This window comes from Cronobacter sakazakii, from assembly GCF_000982825.1.
GTDB lineage: Bacteria > Pseudomonadota > Gammaproteobacteria > Enterobacterales > Enterobacteriaceae > Cronobacter > Cronobacter sakazakii.
This window is the reverse complement of sequence record NZ_CP011047.1, coordinates 1,423,288-1,445,539: the sequence shown is the minus strand read 5'-3', so window position 1 is coordinate 1,445,539 and position 22,252 is coordinate 1,423,288. Positions and strand designations below refer to the sequence as shown.

General features: G+C 58.3%; 21 protein-coding genes and 1 riboswitch. Of the genes, 10 read left to right on the top strand and 11 right to left on the bottom strand.

Features of this window, described 5'->3' with window-relative positions; genetic code table 11:
* Positions 1–120 precede the first annotated feature (120 nt).
* The 4 genes from malF (at position 121) to CSK29544_RS06755 (ending at position 3,883) form a co-directional block, all read left to right on the top strand.
* Positions 121–1,665, top strand: coding sequence for a maltose ABC transporter permease MalF (gene malF, locus CSK29544_RS06770; protein WP_007888870.1), 1,545 nt, complete (start codon positions 121–123; stop codon positions 1,663–1,665).
* Positions 1,666–1,676: 11 nt separating this feature from the next.
* On the top strand, positions 1,677–2,567 hold the full coding sequence (gene malG, locus CSK29544_RS06765) for a maltose ABC transporter permease MalG (protein WP_004387533.1): 891 nt from the start codon (positions 1,677–1,679) through the stop codon (positions 2,565–2,567).
* A gap of 207 nt (positions 2,568–2,774) precedes the next feature.
* A complete protein-coding gene (locus CSK29544_RS06760) occupies positions 2,775–3,416 on the top strand; it encodes a hypothetical protein (protein WP_007888868.1) in 642 nt (213 codons plus the stop codon).
* Between the two features lie 11 nt (positions 3,417–3,427).
* Positions 3,428–3,883 carry an acyltransferase gene (locus CSK29544_RS06755; RefSeq protein WP_162140782.1) on the top strand — a complete coding sequence of 152 codons (456 nt, stop codon included), beginning with the start codon at positions 3,428–3,430 and terminating at the stop codon, positions 3,881–3,883.
* 245 nt (positions 3,884–4,128) lie between these two features.
* Here CSK29544_RS06755 and CSK29544_RS06750 read toward each other — a convergent pair whose 3' ends face one another.
* The 5 genes from CSK29544_RS06750 to pgi all read right to left on the bottom strand — a co-directional run bounded on the left by CSK29544_RS06750 (position 4,129) and on the right by pgi (position 9,942).
* Positions 4,129–6,225, bottom strand: a complete 2,097-nt coding sequence (locus CSK29544_RS06750; RefSeq protein ID WP_007888860.1) for a YjbH domain-containing protein — start codon at positions 6,223–6,225, stop codon at positions 4,129–4,131.
* Positions 6,225–6,959 carry a capsule biosynthesis GfcC D2 domain-containing protein gene (locus tag CSK29544_RS06745; RefSeq protein ID WP_007871426.1) on the bottom strand — a complete coding sequence of 245 codons (735 nt, stop codon included), beginning with the start codon at positions 6,957–6,959 and terminating at the stop codon, positions 6,225–6,227. Before CSK29544_RS06745 ends, CSK29544_RS06750 begins: the two co-directional genes overlap by 1 nt.
* A complete protein-coding gene (locus tag CSK29544_RS06740) occupies positions 6,959–7,594 on the bottom strand; it encodes a YjbF family lipoprotein (RefSeq protein ID WP_007888856.1) in 636 nt (211 codons plus the stop codon). The genes CSK29544_RS06745 and CSK29544_RS06740 overlap by 1 nt, the downstream gene beginning before the upstream one ends.
* A 68-nt stretch (positions 7,595–7,662) precedes the next feature.
* Positions 7,663–7,911 (bottom strand): exopolysaccharide production protein YjbE, encoded by a 249-nt coding sequence (gene yjbE, locus CSK29544_RS06735; protein WP_004387525.1) that lies wholly within the window; start codon positions 7,909–7,911, stop codon positions 7,663–7,665.
* A 381-nt stretch (positions 7,912–8,292) separates the two neighbouring features.
* A complete protein-coding gene (pgi, locus tag CSK29544_RS06730) occupies positions 8,293–9,942 on the bottom strand; it encodes a glucose-6-phosphate isomerase (RefSeq protein ID WP_007888854.1) in 1,650 nt (549 codons plus the stop codon).
* A gap of 627 nt (positions 9,943–10,569) precedes the next feature.
* A riboswitch (Lysine riboswitch) is annotated at positions 10,570–10,763 on the top strand.
* Positions 10,764–10,876: 113 nt separating this feature from the next.
* Here pgi and lysC point away from each other — a divergent pair.
* Complete coding sequence (gene lysC, locus CSK29544_RS06725; protein ID WP_029039412.1) at positions 10,877–12,229, top strand: lysine-sensitive aspartokinase 3; 1,353 nt, start codon at positions 10,877–10,879, stop codon at positions 12,227–12,229.
* Between the two features lie 23 nt (positions 12,230–12,252).
* Here the strand turns inward: lysC and CSK29544_RS06720 are convergent, their stop codons facing one another.
* Genes CSK29544_RS06720 through CSK29544_RS06710 form a run of 3 tightly spaced genes read right to left on the bottom strand, consistent with a single transcriptional unit; the run spans position 12,253 to position 15,417 of the window.
* Positions 12,253–13,038 (bottom strand): nucleotidyltransferase domain-containing protein, encoded by a 786-nt coding sequence (locus CSK29544_RS06720; protein WP_007891539.1) that lies wholly within the window; start codon positions 13,036–13,038, stop codon positions 12,253–12,255.
* Between the two features lie 16 nt (positions 13,039–13,054).
* Entirely contained in the window at positions 13,055–14,281 is a 1,227-nt protein-coding gene (locus CSK29544_RS06715) for an RtcB family protein (protein ID WP_007891546.1), read from the bottom strand.
* A gap of 2 nt (positions 14,282–14,283) precedes the next feature.
* The gene (locus CSK29544_RS06710) at positions 14,284–15,417 is read right to left on the bottom strand and encodes a slipin family protein (RefSeq protein WP_029039413.1); all 1,134 of its coding nucleotides are present in this window, start codon (positions 15,415–15,417) and stop codon (positions 14,284–14,286) included.
* Positions 15,418–15,892: 475 nt separating this feature from the next.
* Here CSK29544_RS06710 and rtcR point away from each other — a divergent pair, with 475 nt between their 5' ends.
* The 3 genes from rtcR (at position 15,893) to CSK29544_RS06690 (ending at position 18,945) form a co-directional block, all read left to right on the top strand.
* Positions 15,893–17,485: an RNA repair transcriptional activator RtcR gene (gene rtcR / locus CSK29544_RS06700; RefSeq protein WP_007891554.1), complete on the top strand. Its 1,593-nt coding sequence runs from the start codon at positions 15,893–15,895 to the stop codon at positions 17,483–17,485.
* Positions 17,486–17,646: 161 nt separating this feature from the next.
* Complete coding sequence (gene panS, locus CSK29544_RS06695) at positions 17,647–18,582, top strand: ketopantoate/pantoate/pantothenate transporter PanS (RefSeq protein WP_007891556.1); 936 nt, start codon at positions 17,647–17,649, stop codon at positions 18,580–18,582.
* A 90-nt stretch (positions 18,583–18,672) separates the two neighbouring features.
* Complete coding sequence (locus tag CSK29544_RS06690; protein ID WP_007702377.1) at positions 18,673–18,945, top strand: YjbD family protein; 273 nt, start codon at positions 18,673–18,675, stop codon at positions 18,943–18,945.
* Between the two features lie 26 nt (positions 18,946–18,971).
* On the opposite strand, the gene CSK29544_RS06685 is transcribed toward CSK29544_RS06690, so the two are convergent.
* The gene (locus CSK29544_RS06685; protein ID WP_007891558.1) at positions 18,972–19,295 is read right to left on the bottom strand and encodes a helix-turn-helix domain-containing protein; all 324 of its coding nucleotides are present in this window, start codon (positions 19,293–19,295) and stop codon (positions 18,972–18,974) included.
* Positions 19,292–19,642, bottom strand: a complete 351-nt coding sequence (locus tag CSK29544_RS06680; protein ID WP_007891559.1) for a type II toxin-antitoxin system RelE/ParE family toxin — start codon at positions 19,640–19,642, stop codon at positions 19,292–19,294. Before CSK29544_RS06680 ends, CSK29544_RS06685 begins: the two co-directional genes overlap by 4 nt.
* A 216-nt stretch (positions 19,643–19,858) precedes the next feature.
* Between CSK29544_RS06680 and CSK29544_RS06675 the strand changes: the two genes are divergently transcribed.
* Positions 19,859–20,164: a type II toxin-antitoxin system RelE/ParE family toxin gene (locus CSK29544_RS06675; RefSeq protein ID WP_029039415.1), complete on the top strand. Its 306-nt coding sequence runs from the start codon at positions 19,859–19,861 to the stop codon at positions 20,162–20,164.
* Positions 20,165–20,168: 4 nt separating this feature from the next.
* Entirely contained in the window at positions 20,169–20,444 is a 276-nt protein-coding gene (locus CSK29544_RS06670) for an addiction module antidote protein (RefSeq protein WP_007852536.1), read from the top strand.
* Between the two features lie 16 nt (positions 20,445–20,460).
* Here CSK29544_RS06670 and CSK29544_RS06665 read toward each other — a convergent pair whose 3' ends face one another.
* Positions 20,461–22,092 (bottom strand): Na/Pi cotransporter family protein, encoded by a 1,632-nt coding sequence (locus CSK29544_RS06665; RefSeq protein WP_007891561.1) that lies wholly within the window; start codon positions 22,090–22,092, stop codon positions 20,461–20,463.
* Positions 22,093–22,252 lie beyond the last annotated feature (160 nt).

Sequence of the window (22,252 nt, the reverse complement as noted above, 5' to 3'; positions counted from 1 at the left end):
GCGACGCGCCCCCACAAAAAAAAGCAGGTGGGTAAGCTTAGCGCACCCACCACACCCTGTAAGGCATTACACCGTGGCACGGCCACACCTACGTTTTCATCGTTGTTGAGGATTATCCCCATGGATGTCATTAAAAAGAAACACTGGTGGCAAAGCGACGCGCTGAAATGGTCGGCGATTGGTCTGCTGGGCTTACTGGTGGGTTACCTTGTCGTTTTAATGTACGCACAGGGGGAATACCTGTTCGCCATCATGACGCTGATTTTAAGCTCAATTGGCCTCTACATTTTCGCGAATCGCCGCGCCTACGCGTGGCGTTATGTTTATCCGGGTCTCGCGGGTATGGGGCTGTTCGTGCTCTTTCCGCTCGCCTGCACCATCGCCATCGCCTTTACCAACTACAGCAGCACCAACCAGCTCACGCAGGAGCGCGCGCGTGAAGTGCTGATGGATCGTAAATATCAGGCAGGCGAAAGCTACACCTTTGGCCTGTATCCCGCAGGCGATCAGTGGCGTCTCGCCCTCTCGGACGGCGCCAGCGGCAACTATTATGTCTCTGAACCGTTTAAATTTGGCGGCGAGCAGAAACTGAAGCTTTCCGCCGCCCCTGCCCTGCCAGAAGGCGAACGCGCCAGCCTGCGTGTTATCACCCAGAATCGCCAGGCGCTGAACCAGATCACCGCCGAGCTGCCGGACGAAAGCCAGCTCGTTATGAGCTCGCTGCGCCAGTTCTCCGGCACCCGTCCGCTCTATACGCTCGCCGATGACGGCACGCTCACTAATAACCAAAGCGGCGTGAAATACCGCCCGAATAACGACATCGGCTTTTATCAGGCGGTGAACGCCGACGGCCAGTGGGGCGATGAGAAGCTGAGCCCGGGTTATACCGTGACGATCGGCTGGGATAACTTCCTGCGCGTCTTTGCCGATGAAGGCATCCAGAAACCGTTCATGGCCATCTTCGTCTGGACCGTTGTTTTCGCGGCGCTGACCGTCGTGCTGACGGTTGCGGTCGGCATGGTGCTGGCATGCCTGGTGCAGTGGGAATCGCTGAAGGGTAAAGCCATCTACCGCGTGCTACTCATCCTGCCGTATGCGGTGCCGTCGTTTATTTCCATTCTGATTTTCAAGGGGCTGTTTAACCAGAGCTTTGGTGAAATCAACATGATGCTGAGCGCGCTGTTTGGCATCAAACCGGCGTGGTTTACCGACCCGACCACCGCGCGCACCATGATCATCATCGTCAACACCTGGCTTGGCTACCCGTACATGATGATCCTCTGCATGGGGCTTTTGAAAGCGATTCCGGACGATCTCTATGAGGCTTCCGCGATGGACGGCGCCGGCCCGTTCCAGAACTTCTTTAAAATCACGTTCCCGTTGCTTATCAAGCCGCTGACGCCGCTGATGATCGCAAGCTTCGCGTTTAACTTTAATAACTTCGTGCTGATCCTGCTGTTGACCAACGGCGGCCCGGACCGCATCGGCACCACCACGCCTGCGGGCTATACCGACCTGCTGGTGAGCTACACCTGGCGTATCGCCTTTGAAGGCGGCGGCGGTCAGGACTTTGGCCTCGCGGCGGCTATCGCCACGCTTATCTTCCTGCTGGTGGGTGCGCTGGCGGTCGTGAACCTCAAAGCCACGCGCATTAAGTTTGATTAAGGAGATCCCACATGGCTATGGTGCAACCCAAATCGCAAAAGCTGCGTCTGCTGGCAACTCACCTGCTGCTGCTGGCGTTTATCGCCGCCATTATGTTCCCGCTGTTGATGGTCGTGGCGATTTCGCTGCGCCCCGGCAACTTCGCGACCGGTAGCCTCATCCCGGATCAAATCTCCTGGGAGCACTGGCGGCTGGCGCTCGGTTTCAGCGTGGAGCACGCCGACGGCCGCGTCACGCCGCCGCCGTTCCCGGTGCTGCTGTGGCTGTGGAACTCCGTGAAAATCGCGGGTATTACTGCGGCAGGCATCGTGGCGCTCTCAACTACCTGCGCCTATGCCTTCGCCCGTATGCGTTTCCCGGGTAAAGGCGCGCTGCTGAAAGGCATGTTGATTTTCCAGATGTTCCCGGCGGTGCTGTCGCTGGTGGCGCTCTACGCCCTGTTTGATCGTCTCGGCCAGTACATTCCGTTTATCGGGCTTAATACGCACGGCGGCGTGATCTTCGCCTATCTGGGCGGCATCGCGCTGCATGTCTGGACGATCAAAGGTTATTTCGAAACGATCGACGGATCGCTTGAAGAAGCGGCGGCGCTGGATGGCGCGACACCGTGGCAGGCGTTCCGGCTGGTGCTCCTGCCGCTGTCGGTGCCTATCCTTGCGGTAGTGTTTATTCTTTCGTTTATCGGCGCGATTACCGAAGTGCCGGTCGCCTCGCTGCTGCTGCGCGATGTCGACAGCTACACGCTGGCGGTCGGCATGCAGCAATATCTCAACCCGCAAAACTACCTGTGGGGCGATTTCGCGGCGGCGGCCGTGCTGTCAGCTATCCCGATTACCGTGGTCTTCCTGCTGGCGCAGCGCTGGCTGGTAAGCGGCCTCACGGCAGGCGGGGTTAAAGGTTAAGTCTCTTCATCGTTATTTTGCCACTGTAGTACCATTGTATCCCTGACTAAGAAGTTGTTTTCGGCGGCCCGCGGGCCGCCTTTTTTTATGGGCGCTCGGGCTGTGGCAAGACTAAAAACGCAGCGAGCGTCTATAGTTAAAGGTTCAGGTTTTGCCCGGCCCGCGAGAGGCTGGCACCGTAACGCTTACTGATAACAGGGAAAGAAGATGAAAATAGCCTGCCTGCATACGGCGCAAAGCAACGTGGCGATTTTTGATGAGGCCGCCCGTGCGCTGGATCTCCCGCAAGACGCCTTAACCCATAAAGTGATGCCGCACCTGCTCGAACAGGCGCAAGCCGCAGGTGGCGTCACGCCTGAGATTGAAAAAGAGACGATAGCGGCGCTCGCGGATCTGCGTACCGACGCCGATGTGGTGCTGCTCACCTGCTCTACGCTCGGCGGTGCCGCCGATTTCCTCGCGCAGGACCCGGGCATTATGCGTGTCGACCGCGCGCTGGCGCAGGCGACGGTGACCGCCGGACAGCCTGTCGTGGTGCTCTGCGCCGCGCCAACCACGCTACACCCGACCGCCGCGCTGTTTCGTGCAACACTCCCGCAGACCACGCCGCTCGGTGTTGAGCTTATTCCCGACGCCTGGGCGCTGTTTGAGAGCGGCCAGCATGACGCCTTTCACCAGCGCGTCGCCGAAGCCGCTCAGCAGGCCTTCGCGCGCGGCGCGGGCTGCGTGGCGCTGGCGCAGGCTTCGATGGCGGGCGCGGAGCGTTATTTCAGCCACCCTAAACTGCTCACCAGCCCGCGCGCCGCGCTGGCGCAGATTGCCGCGCGTATTGCGCGGGAGCGTGCGTGATGACGAATCCCGTGCCGGAATGGCGTGAAGTGGCCGTGCGCGATGTGACCGTCGGGCGCGACGTGGTGATTTATCAGCCCGCCAACGTGTATGGCTGCGAGCTGGACGATGAAGTGTTTATCGGCCCGTTTGTGGAGATCCAGCGCCATTCCCGCATCGGTCGCGGTACGCGGGTGCAGTCGCATACGTTTATTTGCGAGTACGTGACCATCGGCGAAGCGTGTTTTATCGGCCACGGGGTGATGTTCGCCAACGATATGTTTCGCGACGGCAAGCCGGACCCGGACAGCGAGAATTGGGGGCGGATTGTGATTGGTAATGGCGTGTCGATTGGCAGCAATGCGACCATTCTCGCGGTGTCGATTTGCGACGGCGCGGTGATTGGCGCAGGCAGCGTGGTGACGAAGTCGATTACCGAGAAAGGCGTTTACGCCGGTAACCCGGCGCGGTTGTTGCGGCGATTGTAAGCATGAAATCGTGTGGCGGGTGCGCTGCGCTTACCCGCCCTACAAAATATCACCCCACCGTTAAACATAAGCCATCCGTAGGGTGGGTAAGCGCAGCGCACCCACCGTCTAACATGAATCACCCGTAGGGTGGGTAAGCGCAGCGCACCCACCGTCTAACATGAATCACCCGTAGGGTGGGTAAGCGCAGCGCACCCACCATCCCACATAACCCCCACCGCTCCGTAACCGGAACCACCGCACGATTACCGGAAATTCAGGCTCTTATCGCTGGTCATGCTATAGAGATCAAACTTACGGCCCAGCATCTGGCCGCCGTCACGGGTGAGCGGCGTCCAGCCGATCGCCGCGCGGCTGCGGGTCGGGCTTGTGGTGAAGAGATCAAACGGCACCGATACATACACGCCCTTGGTGAAATCGCCCTCGCCGTACTCCTCCGGCGACACGTTAGTGATAGTCGCGTACGCGCCCACCACAATTCCGCTGTCGAAGTGTTTCGCGACTTCCAGCGTGCCGCCCTTATCGCCTGCCAGATACTGCCCGACGCTCGCTTTAATCAGCACATCCTGCGCAAACGGCGGGGTCCAGTACGCGGTCAGATGACCGGTTTTCACGCTGTAATCGGTGAATTTCATCATATTCTGCGGGCTGGTCCAGTCGCGCTGTTTCACGTAGTTGCCGTTGATACCGAACGCCCAGTTGCTGTCCACCGGACGCCACAGCACTTCCGCGCCCGCGCCGGCATACATGGTTTCCAGATAGCCCGCGTAGATCTGGCCGTAGAAATCGCCGCCCAGATGCTGGAAGTAGTTCGCCTGCAGGTTGTTAACGTAATAGTTGTTCTCCACATATTCACGCACGCGGGTACGCACGCGCGGCAGCGGCGAATTATCTTTCGGGTCGGTGTAGTTGAACTTGTCGTAGTTATTCGCGAGGTTCACAAACACGCTGCCGGACGTCAGCAGATGGTCGGTCATCCACCAGTCGGCGGTGCCCATCAGGCCCAGCTGGTACATGTAAAAGTTTTCCGGGCCGCCGATGGACTGGTTCAGCACCGGGTTTATCGCGACATTAAAGCGTGATTTCTCAATATACCAGCCCTGTTCCGGGTTCTCGGCAACGACCGGCGTCATGCGCTGCTGTGCGAGCGGCGTCTCATGACCGAGTGGCTCACCTTCCAGATGACGCTTCAGGCTCGCCACGTCAGTTTCTGTTGTGACCTGCGGCATGTTAAGGCGCGTTTCGGTCACGCGGATACGGTTCACGCCCTGCGGCAGGTCATTCATGATGATGCGGTTGGCGCGCTCGATCCCTTCACGCGAATCACGGTATTTATACTGCTCGCCCGTCACGTAAAGCGTATCGCCCTTCACCTGAATCTGCGGATCGTTAAGCCCGGCGTTGTATTTCAGCGAAGTGAGCTGGTTCGCCACCACGCTGTGCTGCAACACCGCGTCCTGCGGCTGCGGATCATACTCAGGGCGACGGTTATCGTTATAGGACGGGCGCAGATCGTTAAAGTTGGTGCGCAGCGTAAAGCCGAACATCACGGTGTTGCCGCGCTCGTAGCTCAGGTTAACGTCCGCCCAGTCGGCGACGCGGTAAATCGCGCCCACGTTGAATTTGCTTTTCTGATCGATTTTGCCTGCGAAGTCCTGGGTATAGTTGTTGCCTTCATACTCCAGCTTCAGGCGCAGCGGCTGCCACGGCGTCTGGTATTCGATACCGCCGAAAATCGCCGCCGGTCCGTGGAACATGGTGCTGCCGTCAATGGAGCCCGCGCGCTGATAGCTCGGGTCGCGGTAGCAGAATTTATCGTCGTACTGACAGAGTGGGTTCTTCACGTTGCCGCTCGTACCGAGATAGCCCCAGCCGAGACCGAGCGAGAAATCAAACGGCCCCCAGGCTTTGCTGGCGACCAGATATTCGGCGTCAAACAGCCCCGTACCGCCGATATCGCGCGCGCCCACCGCCACCTGCGGTAGCCAGTAGCCCTCTTCCCACAGGCGCAGCTTGAGATCGAACGCTTTATCTTTATAGGTCTGGTCGCCGGAGAACGCATCCACGTTGGAGTATTCGCGGGTGCGCACGTCGGTGTAGCGCAGCGTGGTTTCCAGCCACGGAAAGAGCTGAATGGACGCGGAGTAGTAACGATACTGATCGTTATCGCGATAGTTCAGGCTCAGCTCGCCCTCGCGCGCCATGCGCGCCGTCGGCGTCTGCATCAGGCCGACGCCGCCGAAATCTGACTGCGAAGGGCCCACCGGTGCCGGATACGTTTCGGCATGGCAGGCGGAAGCGACCGCCAGCGCCAGCAGGCTGAAGTAGTAATGTTTTTTCATTAATCCGGTATCCGATGCGTCAGAGAAGAGATGATTTGCTCGTTCAGCCCGTCATACGCTGAGGTAAACGTATGGTCAGCGAAGCCGACATACAGAATGCTGCCGGGCATCGGCTCTACGTGGCGCTTATTCCAGTACGCCACCGGCACCTTTTCCACGCGCCCGGTCGGCTGAATCAGCCACGCGTAGCTGCGCTCGGCACCGCTCAGACGGCTGACGTCGTCCAGGTAATCGGTCACCGGTTTGCCGGGCGTAAACGTTTTTTTGCCCGGCGCGCTGACGAGCCCGACAAGCGTAATGGTGGACGGTTGCGGGCCCACCCACAGCTCGTAATCGCCTTCCAGCGGCGGGTTGTTGTGCGGACGCACCCGCACGCGGTCCGGGTCGAGGATCACTCTCTGACGGCCTGTCACTTTGATGGCCTGTAACTGCTGGCGCACGCGGTTAATCGCCGCGCCGTCATCGCCGCCCTCTTCGGCGGCAAGAGACGCGAGGCGATTTAACAGCACCTGATGCTGCGCCTGCGCCTCAACGCTTGCCTGACGTTCGCTGATAACCGCACCCAGCCACCAGCTGCCGGCTAACTGCGGTTGAGAAACCAGATCGGCGAGATGTTTCGCGCCGGAGACTTTTAGCGGCTGTGCATGGTCCCGATAAACGGTAATGGTGCCGTCGGCGAAAGCGCAAAAGCTGCCGAGGCTAAAAATCAGCGAAGCGATAAGTGTGGTTTTCATTATTTCGCTGCCTTCAACAGAATGGTGGTGACCGGAAAATACCCCGCACCCAGATATTGTTTTGACTGACGAATCTGCCCATCGCTGTCCACCCAGAAGCGGTTGTGCCAGGTGGCGGCTTCTGTGGTCACTTCTTCATCCAGAATGCGCACCGGCGTGATGTCGCTGCCCACTTTCAGGGTATCGGTACCATCCCAGGTAAAGGTGGAGCGGGCGGTGGCGTAACGCACCTGATGGCGTTCCGTCCAGCCCATCGTGCGCGTCCAGCTTGCGCCGTCGATAATCTGATTTGCGTGCGCCAGCGGATCGGCCGCCAGATTGTTAATGTCTATCAGGTTATCGGCGAGGCTTAAGGTTTTCACGACGCGGCCATGCTGCGTCACGATCGTCGCGCGGTCCTGCGTCACCCATTTTTGCTGGCCGTTTTCAGAAAAAGCGAGCACCACAAAAAGCTGCGGGCCGTTATTCAGCATCATGTACTGGCTGGCGTAGGGCATGTTCTGGATATCGTCATCCGTGAGCTGCACGCCATCCGGGCCGAAAATACTTTGCCTGAGTGAATTGCCGAGTCCCTTGGTCGTGGTGGAGCAGGCCTGAATCATCAGGCACATCAACACAATCGCGAGTCGCTTCACGATATTTCCCCAAAAAAAGTCAAAATAACCACACCGTAGTGTGGTTATGGTTAAAGCCCCCGAAGGGTTTACTGGGTGGCAGTGCTGGTGGTGGTGGTGGTCGTGGTCCCGGTGTTGGAACCATCGCCGCCGCCGGTGGCGGCAAGCGCCACACCAACAACCGACCCTACAGTGCTTGACGCGGTGGCGCTGGAGCTGCCAACCGACACGGAGGTCGCTGCCGAGCCTGCCGCTTCACCGACGCTAACCGGTGCAGCCTGGGCTGAGACAGCGCCAAGCGCTGCAATGGCGAAAACGCCACTAAGGATTTTCTTCATATCAATTTCCCTTCATTGAATGAATGGAGATTTACCTGAAAAGCTTTTCAGGCGCTTCCGAGTATACACAACAACCCCTGCCGGTTTACGACACAGGGAAATAGGCACAGGGTTTTAGGATAATTAGACAAATGGCGCAGGATGGCGTAATAGATTTTATATAAATCGCCTGTTTTTCAACTTGTTATAATATATCCCTGCAAAATGGAAATCCGGTTTATCTGAAACATTTCAGGCGTGCAGAAGACGGGCACGGCGATTTTCGGATTAACCTCAAGATTAAAGAGTAGCGGGACGTGGGCGAACAACAAGATTTATCTGAGAAAAAAATGCCGGCATATTGCCGGCATCATTACGCTTATTTGACACGCTTATTTAAAATCAACCGCGCCAGGCTTTATAACGGTTAATTAAGCCGTTGGTGGAGCTGTCGTGGCTGGCGATTTCTTTGTTATCACCCAGTTCCGGCAGAATGCGGTTAGCAAGCTGTTTACCCAACTCCACGCCCCACTGGTCGAAGGTGAAGATGTTCAGGATGGCGCCCTGGGTGAAGATTTTGTGCTCGTAGAGCGCAATCAGCGCGCCCAGGCTGAACGGAGTGATTTCACGCAGCAGAATAGAGTTGGTCGGGCGGTTGCCTTCAAACACCTTGAACGGCACCACGTTTTCCAGCTGAGCCGGATCTTTCCCCTGGTCGCGGAACTCTTGCTCCACCACGTCGCGGGATTTACCGAACGCCAGCGCTTCGGTCTGGGCGAAGAAGTTCGAGAGCAGTTTCTGATGGTGATCAGAGAGCGGATTATGCGTAATCGCCGGTGCGATGAAATCGCACGGCACCAGTTTAGTGCCCTGGTGGATCAGCTGATAGAACGCGTGCTGGCCGTTAGTGCCCGGCTCACCCCAGATAATCGGGCCGGTCTGGTAATCCACGGCGTTGCCGTTGCGGTCAACGTATTTGCCGTTGGATTCCATATTGCCCTGCTGGAAGTACGCCGCGAAACGGTGCATGTACTGGTCGTACGGCAGAATCGCTTCGGTTTCGGCACCAAAGAAGTTGTTGTACCAGATGCCAATCAGCGCCAGCAGCACCGGCAGGTTTTTCTCAAACGGCGTGGTGGAGAAGTGTTTGTCCATCTCGTGCGCGCCGGAGAGCAGCTCAACAAAGTTGTCGTAACCCACGGACAGAATGATGGAGAGGCCAATCGCCGACCACAGGGAGTAACGGCCGCCGACCCAGTCCCAGAACTCAAACATATTGGCGGTATCAATGCCGAAATCGCCGACCGCTTTGGCGTTGGTGGAGAGCGCCGCGAAGTGCTTCGCCACGTGTTTTTCGTCACCGGCGGTTTTCAGGAACCAGTCACGCGCGCTGTGAGCGTTGGTCATGGTTTCCTGGGTGGTGAAGGTTTTGGACGCCACCAGGAACAGGGTGCTTTCCGGGTTCACCTTTTTCAGCACTTCGGCGATGTGGGTGCCGTCGACGTTAGAAACAAAGTGCATGTTGAGGTGGTTTTTGTACGGGCGCAGCGCTTCGGTCACCATGAACGGGCCGAGGTCAGATCCGCCAATACCGATGTTTACCACGTCAGTGATGGGCTTGCCGGTATAGCCTTTCCATTCGCCGGAGATAATGGCCTCGGAGAATTTTTTCATCTTCTCCAGCACGGCGTTCACTTCCGGCATCACATCTTTGCCGTCTACCAGAATCGGCGTATTGCTGCGGTTGCGCAGTGCGACGTGCAGTACGGCGCGGTCTTCAGTGCGGTTGATCTTCTCGCCGGAGAACATCGATTTAATGGCGCCCGCCAGATCGGTCTCTTTTGCCAGGTCCAGCAGCTTGCTGAGGGTTTCTTCCGTGATGCGGTTTTTGGAGTAGTCCACCAGCATCTGATCGTTGAAGGTGGCGGAGAATTTACCGAAGCGGTCAGCGTCTTTCGCGAAGAGTTCCGCGAGGGTGACCTCTTTCATCGCGTCGAAGTGATTTTGTAGTGCCTGCCAGGCAGAAGTCTGCGTTGGGTTGATGTTTTTCATAGCAATACTCTTGTGATTTGAGAATTGTGACTGCGGTCGATTGTAGCGCCAGTCGCTGAAATTGTGATGATTTTTATCATAAGGCCGGACGCCAGCCTCCCCGGCGACAAGAGAAAAGTATAGTCGTTATAAGTTATTTTCCTGGCAGCCTGCGTAATATGAAAAATCCCCATGACCGTATCGTTGACAATCCCCCGGCCAACCCTTTATTTATGAATAAGTACCGGCCCGACGCGCCCTGCGCACGCCTGGCCTGTTTTTTTCTGCGGCTTTAGTTACTTGCTTACGCAACCTGAAGCCGCCTCTGACGCCCGCTTAGGGTTTTGCGCATTACGGCAATAAAACAGCAGCACGGCGTCAGCGTTTTTCAGATGAGTTCGGGTATGGCAAGCGCAACCAATGCCGCCATAGCCTGAGAAAGAAAGAGAACACGATTTTCAAACGGTTTGGGGTTACGCGAAGGCGGCGACGCAGCGAAGTAGCCACAAACAGGACGAAAATCATTGTTTTCCAAAATAGTTCGGGATGTGGCAAGACGGTAAGCGAGTGAATCCCCAGGAGCATGCAAAAGTATGTGACTGGGGTGAGCAAGCGCAACCAACGCCGCCACAGCCTGAAATATGAAGGAAAACCGGAAGAGGCGCGTCGGCCAGGTAACGTGTGCGAGGAACCCGTCCTACGACCACACGCGAGGGGGAACGACGCCGAGATGGCGCGCTGTCTGGTAAGGCGCGTCATCGGCTGCAGGGGCTGAATCCCCTGGGCTGTCACCCGAAACGACGGCAGTCGAACGTTTCGCAAGGTGGAGCGCTTCTGGGTGTATCGTAACGTTGGTTTTATACTCCTGCGTCCGCCCCTTTACTGCGCTTTCCTTGTGCCCAGGCTGAACAGATTCCGCCATACATGATGAATGGCGCCCTGACACGAGGTTGTTATGACAGATTCTTTAGTGGTCGCTAAATTTGGCGGCACCAGCGTGGCGGATTTCGACGCCATGAACCGCAGCGCCAATGTCGTCCTGGACGACGCTCACGTCCGTCTCGTGGTGCTTTCCGCCTCCGCCGGGATCACCAACCTGCTGGTGGCGCTGGCTGAAGGGCTCGAAGCGACCGAGCGCTATGTAAAGCTCGACACCATCCGCAAAATTCAGTACGACATTCTGGAACGCCTGCAAAACCCGACGGTTATCCGCGAAGAGATTGATCGCCTGCTGGAAAACATCGCCACGCTTTCCGAAGCCGCGTCGCTTGCGACCTCCACCGCGCTTACCGATGAGCTGGTCAGCCACGGCGAGCTGATGTCCACCCTGCTGTTTGTCGAGATCCTGCGCGAGCGCGGCGTGGACGCGCTGTGGTTTGACGTGCGTAAAGTGATGCGCACCAGCGACCGCTTCGGCCGCGCCGAGCCGGATGTCGCGGCGCTCGCCGAACTCTGTACGCAGCAGCTCGCGCCGCGCCTGGCGGAAGGGCTGGTTATCACCCAGGGTTTTATCGGCAGCGAAGCCAAAGGACGCACCACTACGCTTGGCCGCGGCGGCAGCGACTATACCGCCGCCCTGCTCGCCGAGGCGCTGAAAGCGCGCCGCGTGGATATCTGGACCGACGTGCCGGGCATTTACACCACCGATCCGCGCGTGGTGCCCGCCGCGAAACGCATTGATGAAATCGCCTTTGAAGAAGCTGCCGAGATGGCGACATTCGGCGCGAAAGTGCTGCACCCGGCGACGCTGCTGCCGGCCGTGCGCAGCGATATTCCGGTGTTTGTCGGCTCCAGCAAAGACCCTAAAGCAGGCGGCACGCTGGTGTGCAACAAAACCACCAACCCGCCGCTGTTCCGCGCGCTGGCGCTGCGCCGCAAGCAGACGCTGCTGACGCTCCACAGCCTGAACATGCTGCACTCGCGCGGTTTCCTCGCGGAAGTGTTCAGCATCCTGGCGCGCCATAATATTTCGGTCGATCTCATTACCACGTCGGAAGTGAGCGTGGCGCTGACGCTCGACACGACCGGCTCCACGTCAACCGGCGATACGCTGCTGACGCAGGCGCTGCTGACCGAGCTCTCCTCGCTCTGCCGCGTGGAGGTGGAAGAAAACCTGGCGCTGGTGGCGTTGATTGGCAATAACCTCTCCAAAGCCTGCGGCGTCGGCAAAGAGGTGTTTGGCGTGCTGGAGCCGTTTAACATCCGCATGATTTGCTACGGCGCGTCGAGCTATAACCTCTGCTTCCTGGTGCCGGGCAACGATGCCGAACAGGTCGTCCAGAAGCTGCACCACAATCTCTTCGAGTAAGCCAAAAAAATGGCCTGACATTGTCAGGCCATCACCGTTTCATAAAGCAGCTTATCTAACAGACTCGCCTGCGCCTTTTCACTCTGCGGCAGCTCCGGCGGCGTTTCGCCGCGCGCCAGCTCTGCAGCGATAAACGCGTGTATCCGCGGCATCGGTGCGCCGTACTCGGCCTCACCCGCTCGCTGTTTGGCGGCAAGCAACGTGTCGATTTCCGCCCGCAGCAGCGGATCGTTCACCGTACCCTCCAGCAGCGTGCGAAAGCGCATCGGCGGCGCGCCCTTACCCGCTTCCACCCAGCGCACCGCCAGCAGCGGGCGCAGCACGTAGAAATATTTCTTCAGCCGCACCGTCTCGCCCTGCAAATAACTGTGAAAGTTTTTGCGGGCCATCGAGTAGTAGTGCCAGCGCGCACGCTCAGCGGAGAACCAGAGCGGCACCTGGTCGCGCAGCGCGCCGATGGCGGTTTCATCCTGCCGGTAGACGATGGGAGAGTCGAGCCACTCGATAAGCGTCGGGTTTGCCCGCTTGAGCAGCCCGAGCGCCTTGCGCCACTCCCAGCCGCAGACGTCAAGCGTGTCGTCGATGGGCAGTTCGATGACATCGCGCGGCGCATCGACCCGTAAATACCACTCCGGCGGATGCACATAGAGAAAGCGCACGTCGTAGTCGCTGTCCGGCGAGGCAAAGCCCCAGCCCCGGCTGCCCGATTCACAGGCGTAAAGCACCTTCACGCCATACTTTGTTTGCACCTCGTTTAACACCTGCCGCACGCGCTCGCGCATAGCGGCATCCACCCCGTTCAGTTCCATCATTTTTCCTTAAAAATTATCCTTTCACGCACACGACCTGACGCAGCGTATGCACAATTTCCACCAGCGACGACTGCGCGGCCATCACGGCGTCGATGTCTTTATACGCCATCGGGATCTCATCAATGACATCGCTGTCTTTACGGCACTCCACGTGCGCCGTGGCGCGGATTTGATCTTCCACCGTGAAGCGTTTTTTCGCCGCGGTACGGCTCATCGCGCGCCCTGCGCCGTGGCTGCATGAACAAAAACTCTCTTCGTTTCCCAGCCCGCGCACGATAAAGCTTTTGGCACCCATGGAGCCCGGAATGATGCCCATCTGGCCTTTTTGCGCCGACACCGCGCCTTTGCGCGTCACCAGGATCTCTTCACCAAAATGCGTCTCTTTCTGCACATAGTTATGGTGGCAGTTCACGGCCTCCTGCTGCGTCATAAACGGCTTCGTGATAATCGAGGAAAGCGCCGCCAGCACGCGGTTCATCATCACTTCGCGGTTCTGGCGCGCGAAATCCTGCGCCCACTCCACCGCCTCGATGTAATCGGCGTAGTGCTTGCTGCCCTCTTCAAAATAGGCGAGATCGCGGTCCGGCAGATTCGCCATATGGCGCTGCATATCTTTCTGCGCAAGCCCGATGAAATGGGTGCCGATGGCGTTACCCACGCCGCGCGATCCGCTGTGCAGCATCACCCACACGCGCTCCTGTTCATCAAGGCAGATCTCGATAAAGTGGTTACCCGTACCGAGCGTTCCCAGATGCTGATGATTGTTAGTCTTCAACAGGTTGGGATATTTATCCGTCAGGCGTTTAAAGCGCGGCGCAAGCGATGCCCAGTGGTGGTCCACATCCTGCGGCGTGTTCGACCACGCGCCTTTATCACGCTGGCCGCGCCCTGTGGTGCGCCCGTGCGGGACGGCCTGTTCGATGGCGCTGCGCAGCCCGCTCAGGTTATCCGGCAGATCGCGCGCCACGAGCGACGTGCGCACCGCGATCATCCCGCAGCCGATATCCACGCCCACCGCCGCCGGGATAATCGCGCCTTTGGTCGGGATCACGCTGCCGATGGTCGAGCCTTTACCGAGATGCACATCCGGCATCACCGCCAGGTGTTTAAAAATAAACGGCATTTTCGCCGTTTTCAGCAGCTGCTCACGCGCTTCCGGCTCTACCGGCACGCCGTGGGTCCACATTTTTACCGGCGCGCCGTTAGCCTGCGCCAGCGTCTGATAGTGATTCTCTTTCATTGTTATACCCCTTTAATCTGTACCAGCCCCTGCAGCACCTGATCCAGGCCGCCGAATACGGAGATCTTATCGATACGCTCCGCCACTTTTTCCAGGGTTTCGAGCTCTTTCAGTCGCAGTGCGACCGGATTGTTTTCCATGACTTTTGCGGTGTTCAGCAGCGAACGGGTCGCGGCGGTCTCTTCACGGCGACGAATCACGTTCGCCTGCGCGGATTTCTCCGCCTCCACCAGCCGCGACAAAATCGTTTTCATGTCGCCCGGCAGCACGATGTCTTTCACGCCGGTCGACGCCACGTCGATACCAAACGGTGCCATACGGGCGATAACCTGCGCGCTCACCACATCGTCGATGATCTGTTTATTTTCCAGCAGCTCATCGAGCGTGCGGGTGCCGACCGCCTCTCGCAACGCAAACTGCAGCTCGCGGTATAAATGCTCCAGCGGTTTGGCAAGCTGGCTGTACGCCTGCAACACGTCCTGATAGCGCCAGTTGGCCCCCAGATTAATGCGCAGGTTCACTTTATCTTTGGTCAGGATCTCCTGCCCGGAGACTTCCATCGCCTGAAGGCGCGTATCCACGACTTCCGCCTCCACCAGATGGTTGATTTTCCAGTACGCGCTTAAGCCTGGCGGCAGCAGCGGCTGCGTAACGCCGTCGATTTTCAGCACGCCCACATGCCAGGCGGGCACGTTAACGGTCAGGATAGCGTCGCGCCCTTTCACTACGACATCACGGCCGCGCGGCTGTAACACGGCGGCCATTATCTCCGTCGGCACCTGCACGTCGCGGGTATCCATACGCACGGCGCGCAGGCTGTCGCCGTCGCGCCAGAAGAGACGCCGCGCACCCGGCGGGATAATTTCCACCAGCACGTTGTTACGCCACAGCGCCGCGGTTTCGTTATCGGCGGTATCAACCGCCAGGCAATATTTCTCTACCCATTCTGGCTGAAAACGGCGCAGATAGTCGGTCAGCGCCGGCGCGACGTCACCGCTGTTCATCTCCACCAGCGTCACATCCGGTTTGTTGAACCACGGCAGGCGATGCTCGCCCGCTTCCAGCACCTGATAAAAATCACCCTGTTTTGCCAGTAAACCCAGCTGGCCCTTACGAATCGTCACTTTGTTATTCATTTTTTTCCCTTACTGTTGTGGCTGACGCGGATAACGGCGCGAAGCGGGAGGGGGAAGCCACCTCTGTTCCGGTCTTTTCTGCCTGCCGCCCGGCGCCGTTACCGGCGTCAGTGTGTGGCGGTCGCTAACGACTCAACCGCCGGGGTACTGCTTTTAACGTTTCTCTGGAAGGAGAAAGAAAGTTCAGGAGTCGAACCTGATAAACCGAACGTTTTCCACGTCATTGCACTGGCGGAACGCCCCCTGGATAACGTGTTACCGTTCCCGGTGCGCCGGCGGGGCTATAAACCCCTGCATACCCAGCGTGCTGACGAAGTGATAATTGCCAGATGCGTGCCAGTTTCGTTTAAGGTGAAAATAAATTTTTAATATGTTGATTATTAAGAGATAAATTTTTTATTCGATACGCGACGGCTATAACAGAAAGGCGTATGATTTATCTTTTAATATCGTTATTTATCTTTAAGGATAAGAGATGCAAAAGCGTCGCGTGGTGATTGGCATGCTGGGCACCGTACTGGACCGGCGCGGTAAGCGCGCCAACCGCTGGAATAAATGGCGTCCGTCCGTCGCGCTGTGCCAGCAGCCCGGTTTGCCTGTCGACCGCTTTGAACTGCTGTACCAGGCGCGCGACGCGTCGCTCGCAGAGCGGGTCACAGAAGATATCGCCGCCGTCTCGCCGCATACCGAAGTACGCCCGCACACCGTGGTGATGGACGATCCGTGGGATTTCGAGGAGGTGTACGCCGCGCTGCTGGATTTCGCCACGCGCTATCCCTTTGATACCGATAACGAAGAGTATCTGGTGCATATCACAACAGGCACGCACGTGGCGCAGATCTGCTGGTTCCTGCTGACCGAAGCGCGGTATCTCCCGGCGGCGCTGTTACAGACCAGCCCCGATCGTCAGGGCGACGATGAAGCGCAGAAAACCATCGGCACGACGTCGGTCATCGATCTCGATTTAAGCCGCTATGCGACGCTGACCAGCCGCTTCCAGCGCGAGCAGCAGCAGTCGGTGTCGTTCCTCAAATCCGGCATCGACACCCGTAACGCCACGTTTAACCGTCTGATCGACCAGATCGAGCGCGTGGCGCTGCGATCCACCGCGCCGATTCTGCTGACGGGGCCGACCGGCGCGGGGAAATCGTTTCTCGCAAAGCGCATTTTCCAGCTGCGCCAGGCGCGGCATCTGGTGCAGGGAAAACTGGTCTCCGTGAACTGCGCGACGCTTCGCGGCGATAACGCGATGTCGACGCTCTTTGGCCACGTGAAGGGCGCGTTTACCGGCGCGCAGCAGGCGCGGCCAGGGCTTCTGCGCGAGGCCGACGGCGGCGTGCTGTTTCTGGATGAAATCGCTGAGCTGGGGCTCGATGAACAGGCGATGCTGCTGAAAGCTATTGAGGAAAAGACCTTTTTCCCGTTCGGCGCGGATAAAGAAGTGCAGAGCGATTTTCAGCTGATCGCCGGTACGCACCGCGACATGGCGCGATGGGTCGCCGAAGGCCGCTTTCGTGAAGATCTCTTTGCGCGTATTAATATGTGGGCCTTCGCGCTGCCGGGCCTCGCCGAGCGCCGCGAGGATATCGCGCCAAACGTGGAGTATGAGCTACAGCGCTTCTCGGCGCAGCAGCAGACGCAGATCCGCTTTGATAAAACGGCGCGCGAAAATTATCTCGCCTTCGCCTGCTCGCCGCAGGCGCGCTGGCCGGGCAACTTTCGCGAACTGGGCAGCTCGGTGGCACGCATGGCGACGCTTGCCGAACAGGGACGCATTACCGACGCGTTAGTCGAGGAAGAAATCGGCCGTCTTACCGCGAGCTGGCGGCCGCTCGCAGACCCTGCCGCCGCGCTGCCTGTTGATACCGCAACGCTCGATCTCTTCGACCAGGATCAGCTGGCGGCGGTTGTTGCCGTGTGCAGGCGTAGCGCCTCGCTCTCTGAGGCCGGACGCACGCTGTTTGCGGTTTCGCGCCAGAAGAAAGCCAACCCGAACGACGCCGACCGGCTGCGTAAATATCTGGCGCGTTTTGGGCTGAGCTGGGAGCAGGTTAAAGCCCCTGAATGAGGGCTTTTCATCATAATTTGTTTGAATAACTTTCCCTCGCACGATAAACAATACCAATGGCCGGGCTCGATCCCGGCCTGTTTATAACGACACAACACAACATTCTCCCCGGCGATGCCGCGTTACGACGACGGTTCGCCACGGGGTGCAAGGAAAACACGATGCTCGCGACACTCACCCGGCTGTTCCCGCTCTGGGCGCTGCTGCTCTCGGTTATTGCGTATTACACGCCCGCCACGTTTACGCCCATCGGCCCGTGGGTCAGCACGTTATTGATGCTGATTATGTTTGGTATGGGCGTACACCTGAAACTCGATGATTTCAAACGCGTGCTGTCGCGCCCCGCGCCGGTGGCCGCAGGGATTTTCCTGCACTATCTGGTAATGCCGCTGGCCGCCTGGCTGCTGGCGATGCTGTTTCATATGCCGCCGGATCTCTCCGCCGGTATGGTGCTGGTGGGGAGCGTGGCGAGCGGTACGGCGTCTAACGTCATGATCTATCTGGCGAAAGGTGACGTGGCGCTGTCGGTGACCATTTCGTCGGTCTCAACGCTGGTAGGCGTGGTCGCCACGCCGCTGCTGACGCGCCTCTATGTTGACGCGCATATTCAGGTCGATGTGATGGGGATGCTGCTGAGCATTCTGCAAATCGTGGTGATCCCGATTGCGCTCGGGCTTATCGTGCATCACCTGTTCCCGCGTGTGGTGAAAGCGGTGGAGCCTTACCTGCCCGCGTTTTCCATGGTGTGTATTCTGGCGATTATCAGCGCCGTGGTGGCGGGTTCCGCCTCGCATATCGCGTCGGTCGGGCTGATGGTGATTGTGGCGGTGATTCTGCATAACAGTATCGGCCTGCTCGGCGGTTACTGGGGCGGGCGTCTCTTCGGCTTTGACGAATCCACCTGCCGGACGCTGGCGATTGAAGTCGGGATGCAAAACTCCGGGCTTGCCGCCGCGCTCGGCAAACTCTATTTCTCGCCGCTCGCGGCCCTGCCCGGCGCGCTGTTCTCGGTTTGGCATAACCTCTCCGGCTCGCTGCTCGCGGGCTACTGGTCCGGCAAACCGGTCGACAAAAACGCGCGGCGTACAGCACGCTAACCAAATAAGCCCGGCGAAACCGGGCTTATTTACTGAGTTAGCGGCGGCGTTGCGTTACACTGGCGGCTCACCCCCTGAGGAGTCGCCACTATGTCCCTGCCCCGACTGACCCAGAAAGAGATGACGGAAAGCGAACAGCGCGAATTAAAAACCCTGCTCGACCGCGCCCGCATCGCCCATGGCCGCCCGCTTACCAATTCCGAAGCCAACCACGTCAAAAAAGAGTATATCGACAAGCTGATGGCGCAGCGCGAACAGGCGGCGAAGCAGACGCGCAAACAGAAAAAAGCGCAGGCGTATAAACCGGACAGCGACGCGACCTTTTCATGGTCCGCCAGCACGCCCGTGCGGGGACGGCGTTAACGCGCAGCCACGAGCGCTGTCCTGTGTCAGGCTGGCTCATAAATCAGGCGCATTTTTCCGCGCGCCTGTTGTGCTTCGCCGACGACGATACTGATATCCCGCCCGAGGAGCATCAGGCAGGCCATCATTTTCGTTTCGCTGATCCCGCGAAACTGGCCGCGAAGTAATAAAGAAAGTTTTGGCTGGGTCATGCCCAGAAGACGGGCCGCCTCCTGCTGGGTTAAGCCGCGCGCTTTAAGAATGTCGCTAACGGCCATAGCGAGCTGCGCTTTTAGCTGCATCTCTTCGGCGTCGATAAGCCCGAGATCGTCATACACATTTCCGTTACTGCGTTCAATGTCTGCTGTCATTTCAGCCCTCCGGCGTGGCGTTGCGCGGCTTTCAGTCGTTGTTCAATTTTTTCCATCTCCGGGCGGGGCGTGGCAATCCCGGAAGAGGATTTTTTCTGGAATACGTGCAGGACATAAATCGCATCTTTCAGGCACACGGTATAGACCGCCCGAAAGGCATTCCCCTGATAATCCTCCACCACCTCAAGTACACCCGCGCCGCCAAAACCTTTAAGCGGCCTGGCCTGCGGATGGCGTCTACCCTGCTGCGCCAGATAAAGCGCATAGCCAAAAAGATCCTGTACATCCTCCGGCAGCGCCTGAAGATCTTTTCTGGCCTGCCCGACCCAAAACAACGGTTTTATCATGTTGCGTTCCCTCTGATTATACCTTTATGGGTATAAAAAACAGCGTCCAGCTTTCACGATAAAATAAAAAACCCCGCCATCAGCGAGGTTTTTTGGCATCTTTCGGCATGTCTTCCAGATTCATTACTGACGCCTTTGTTCCCTTTTTTATGAAACTTATTCTCCCTGAGCAGACTTGTAGAATTCGCATGTAGTTTTTAAAATACAGGGAGCGTTATGAAGCATATTTTTCAAACTGAGGTATTCCGCCGTTGGCAAGCCAGTCTGAAAGACCAGCGGGTAAAAACGATGATTGCCGCGCGGCTTTTTCGGCTGGCTAATGGTTTGCCTGGTGATGTTAAGCCCGTCGGCGCAGGCATCAGTGAACTGCGTATTCACTACGGCGCGGGTGACCGGATTTATTTCAAACAACACGGCGAGGTGATTGTCATTTTGCTTTGTGGTGGTGATAAGCACACGCAGGATAAAGACATTCTTCTTGCGAAAATGCTGGCTGACCTGCCAGAGAACCAGTGGAGATAATGTGATGAAGCTGACCGAATACGATCCCGCAGCGGCGCTGGTAGATGATGAGGAGATCGCCTTCTTTATGGCGGACGCGCTCGAAACTGGCGACGCCGGACATATTGCAAAGGCGCTGGGCGTCGTCGCGCGCGCTAAAGGCATGTCGCATATCGCCGCTCAGACAGGGCTGTCGCGTGAACAGCTGTACCGTTCTTTCAGTGATAAAGGCAACCCAACGCTTAAAACCACGCTGGCAGTGATGAAAGCGTTGGGTCTCGGTTTAACGGTTAAATCATAAAAGCGGCTTTGTAAGGCTACTCTTCCAGCCGCTCCTCATCGTCATCCGGCTGTTCGAGGATGCTGTAGGCCACGGCGCAGAACAGCGAGTTGAGTCGCTTCATATCGCCAAGCAACCCCAGATGCAGCGAGCTGGTTTCGATACTCTGCACGTTTTGCTGATGCAGCCGGTCCACATGGGCGTGCGCGTAACGGCGGTTGAGAATGCGAAAACGGTGCTTATGGCGTCGCAGGCGGCGAGCGCTTTGTACGTCACCCGCGAAAAAGACCGACAGGCTGAGCTTCAGGTTGGCGGTCAGTTTCTCCAGCAGCGTATCCAGCTCTTTCACGCCTTCTGGTGAAAACGCGCGGCGCGCGGCCAGCGATTTATTCGCCACTTCGCTGCCCATACGCTCCAGAATATCCGCCGCCTGTTCAAGATTTAGCGACATTTCAATGATTTCCGCCCAGCGCTTCGCCTCATCTTCCGCCAGATCTTCTTTCGGCATGCGCGCCATATAAAGCTTAATGGCGGTGTAGAGCACATCCACGTCGTCGGCGAGCCGCCGCAGTGTCTTCTCCTGACGCGGTTCGCCATGCATCACTTTGCCGTAGACCTCCAGCATCTGCTCCAGCACGTCGCCGATGCGCAGCGTTTCGCGCGCGGCGTTGGCGAGGCCCAGCGCTGGCGTGTCCAGCGCGCTCGGGTCAAGATGCCGGGGCTTCATGCGCAGATCGGTTTCCGGGGCGTCCGGGATGATGCGCTGACAGAGACGCGCCATCATGCCCGCGAAGGGCACCATCACCAGGCAACGGATGAGGTTATAGAAGACGTGGAAATAGATAACCAGCTCCGATTCCTCTACCGGCAGCCTGTGCAGGGATTGCGCCAGCAGCGGCACGAAAGGCAGTACCAGCACGCTGCCCACCAGCTTAAACAGCAGACTGCCGAGCGCCACACGCCGCGCCGCCGGGCTGGCGGCACCGTTGTTGAGCATCGCGAGCAGGCCGGAGCCGAGGTTTGCGCCAATCACCAGACAGAGCGCCACCTGAAAGGAGATGACATCCGTGGCGGTGAGCGTCGCGGTGAGCAGAACCGCCGCCAGGCTTGAGTAGCTGATGACCGCGAACACCGCGCCTATCAGCGCGTCGAGCATGATATCGCCGGTGAGCGAGGCGAAAATCACCTGTACGCCAGAGGCGTTGGTGATGGGCGTAACCGCCTGCACGATGAGCTCCAGCGCCTGCAAAATCAGCCCGAGGCCGATAGCGACGCGCCCGAGCTGGCCGGCGCGGCTCTGTTTACGGCCCAGAAAGAAGATGACGCCGATAAAAATCAACAGCGGCGAGAGCCACGAGAGATCGAAGGTGAGCACGCGCGCCATGAGCGCCGTACCGACATCCGCGCCAAGCACGATGACGAGCGCGGGCGTCAGCGCCACCAGATCCTGCGCGACGAACGAGGTGACAAGCAGCGTGGTGGCGTTGCTGCTCTGCACCAGCGCCGTCACGCCAATGCCCGCGCAGAAGGCGAGCGGTTTTTTCTCAACGCTGCGGCTGAGCACGCTTCTTAAGCGCGCGCCGAAGACGCGCATGACGCCGGTACGCACGATGTGAGTGCCCCAGACGAGCAGCGCCACAGCAGAAAGCAGGTGTAACAGCGTTAACACGGCTTCTCCTTATCGTTGTGTTTTCCTAAGAAGCAGGCGCGATGCCGCTCCTTTGATGAGTATAAGTAATTAACCGGAGGAAGTATTGGCGGGTGGGTATATGAAGGGTCAACCGGGAGTTGAATTAGGCGGGAATGATGGGTGCTGGATCATGACGGAA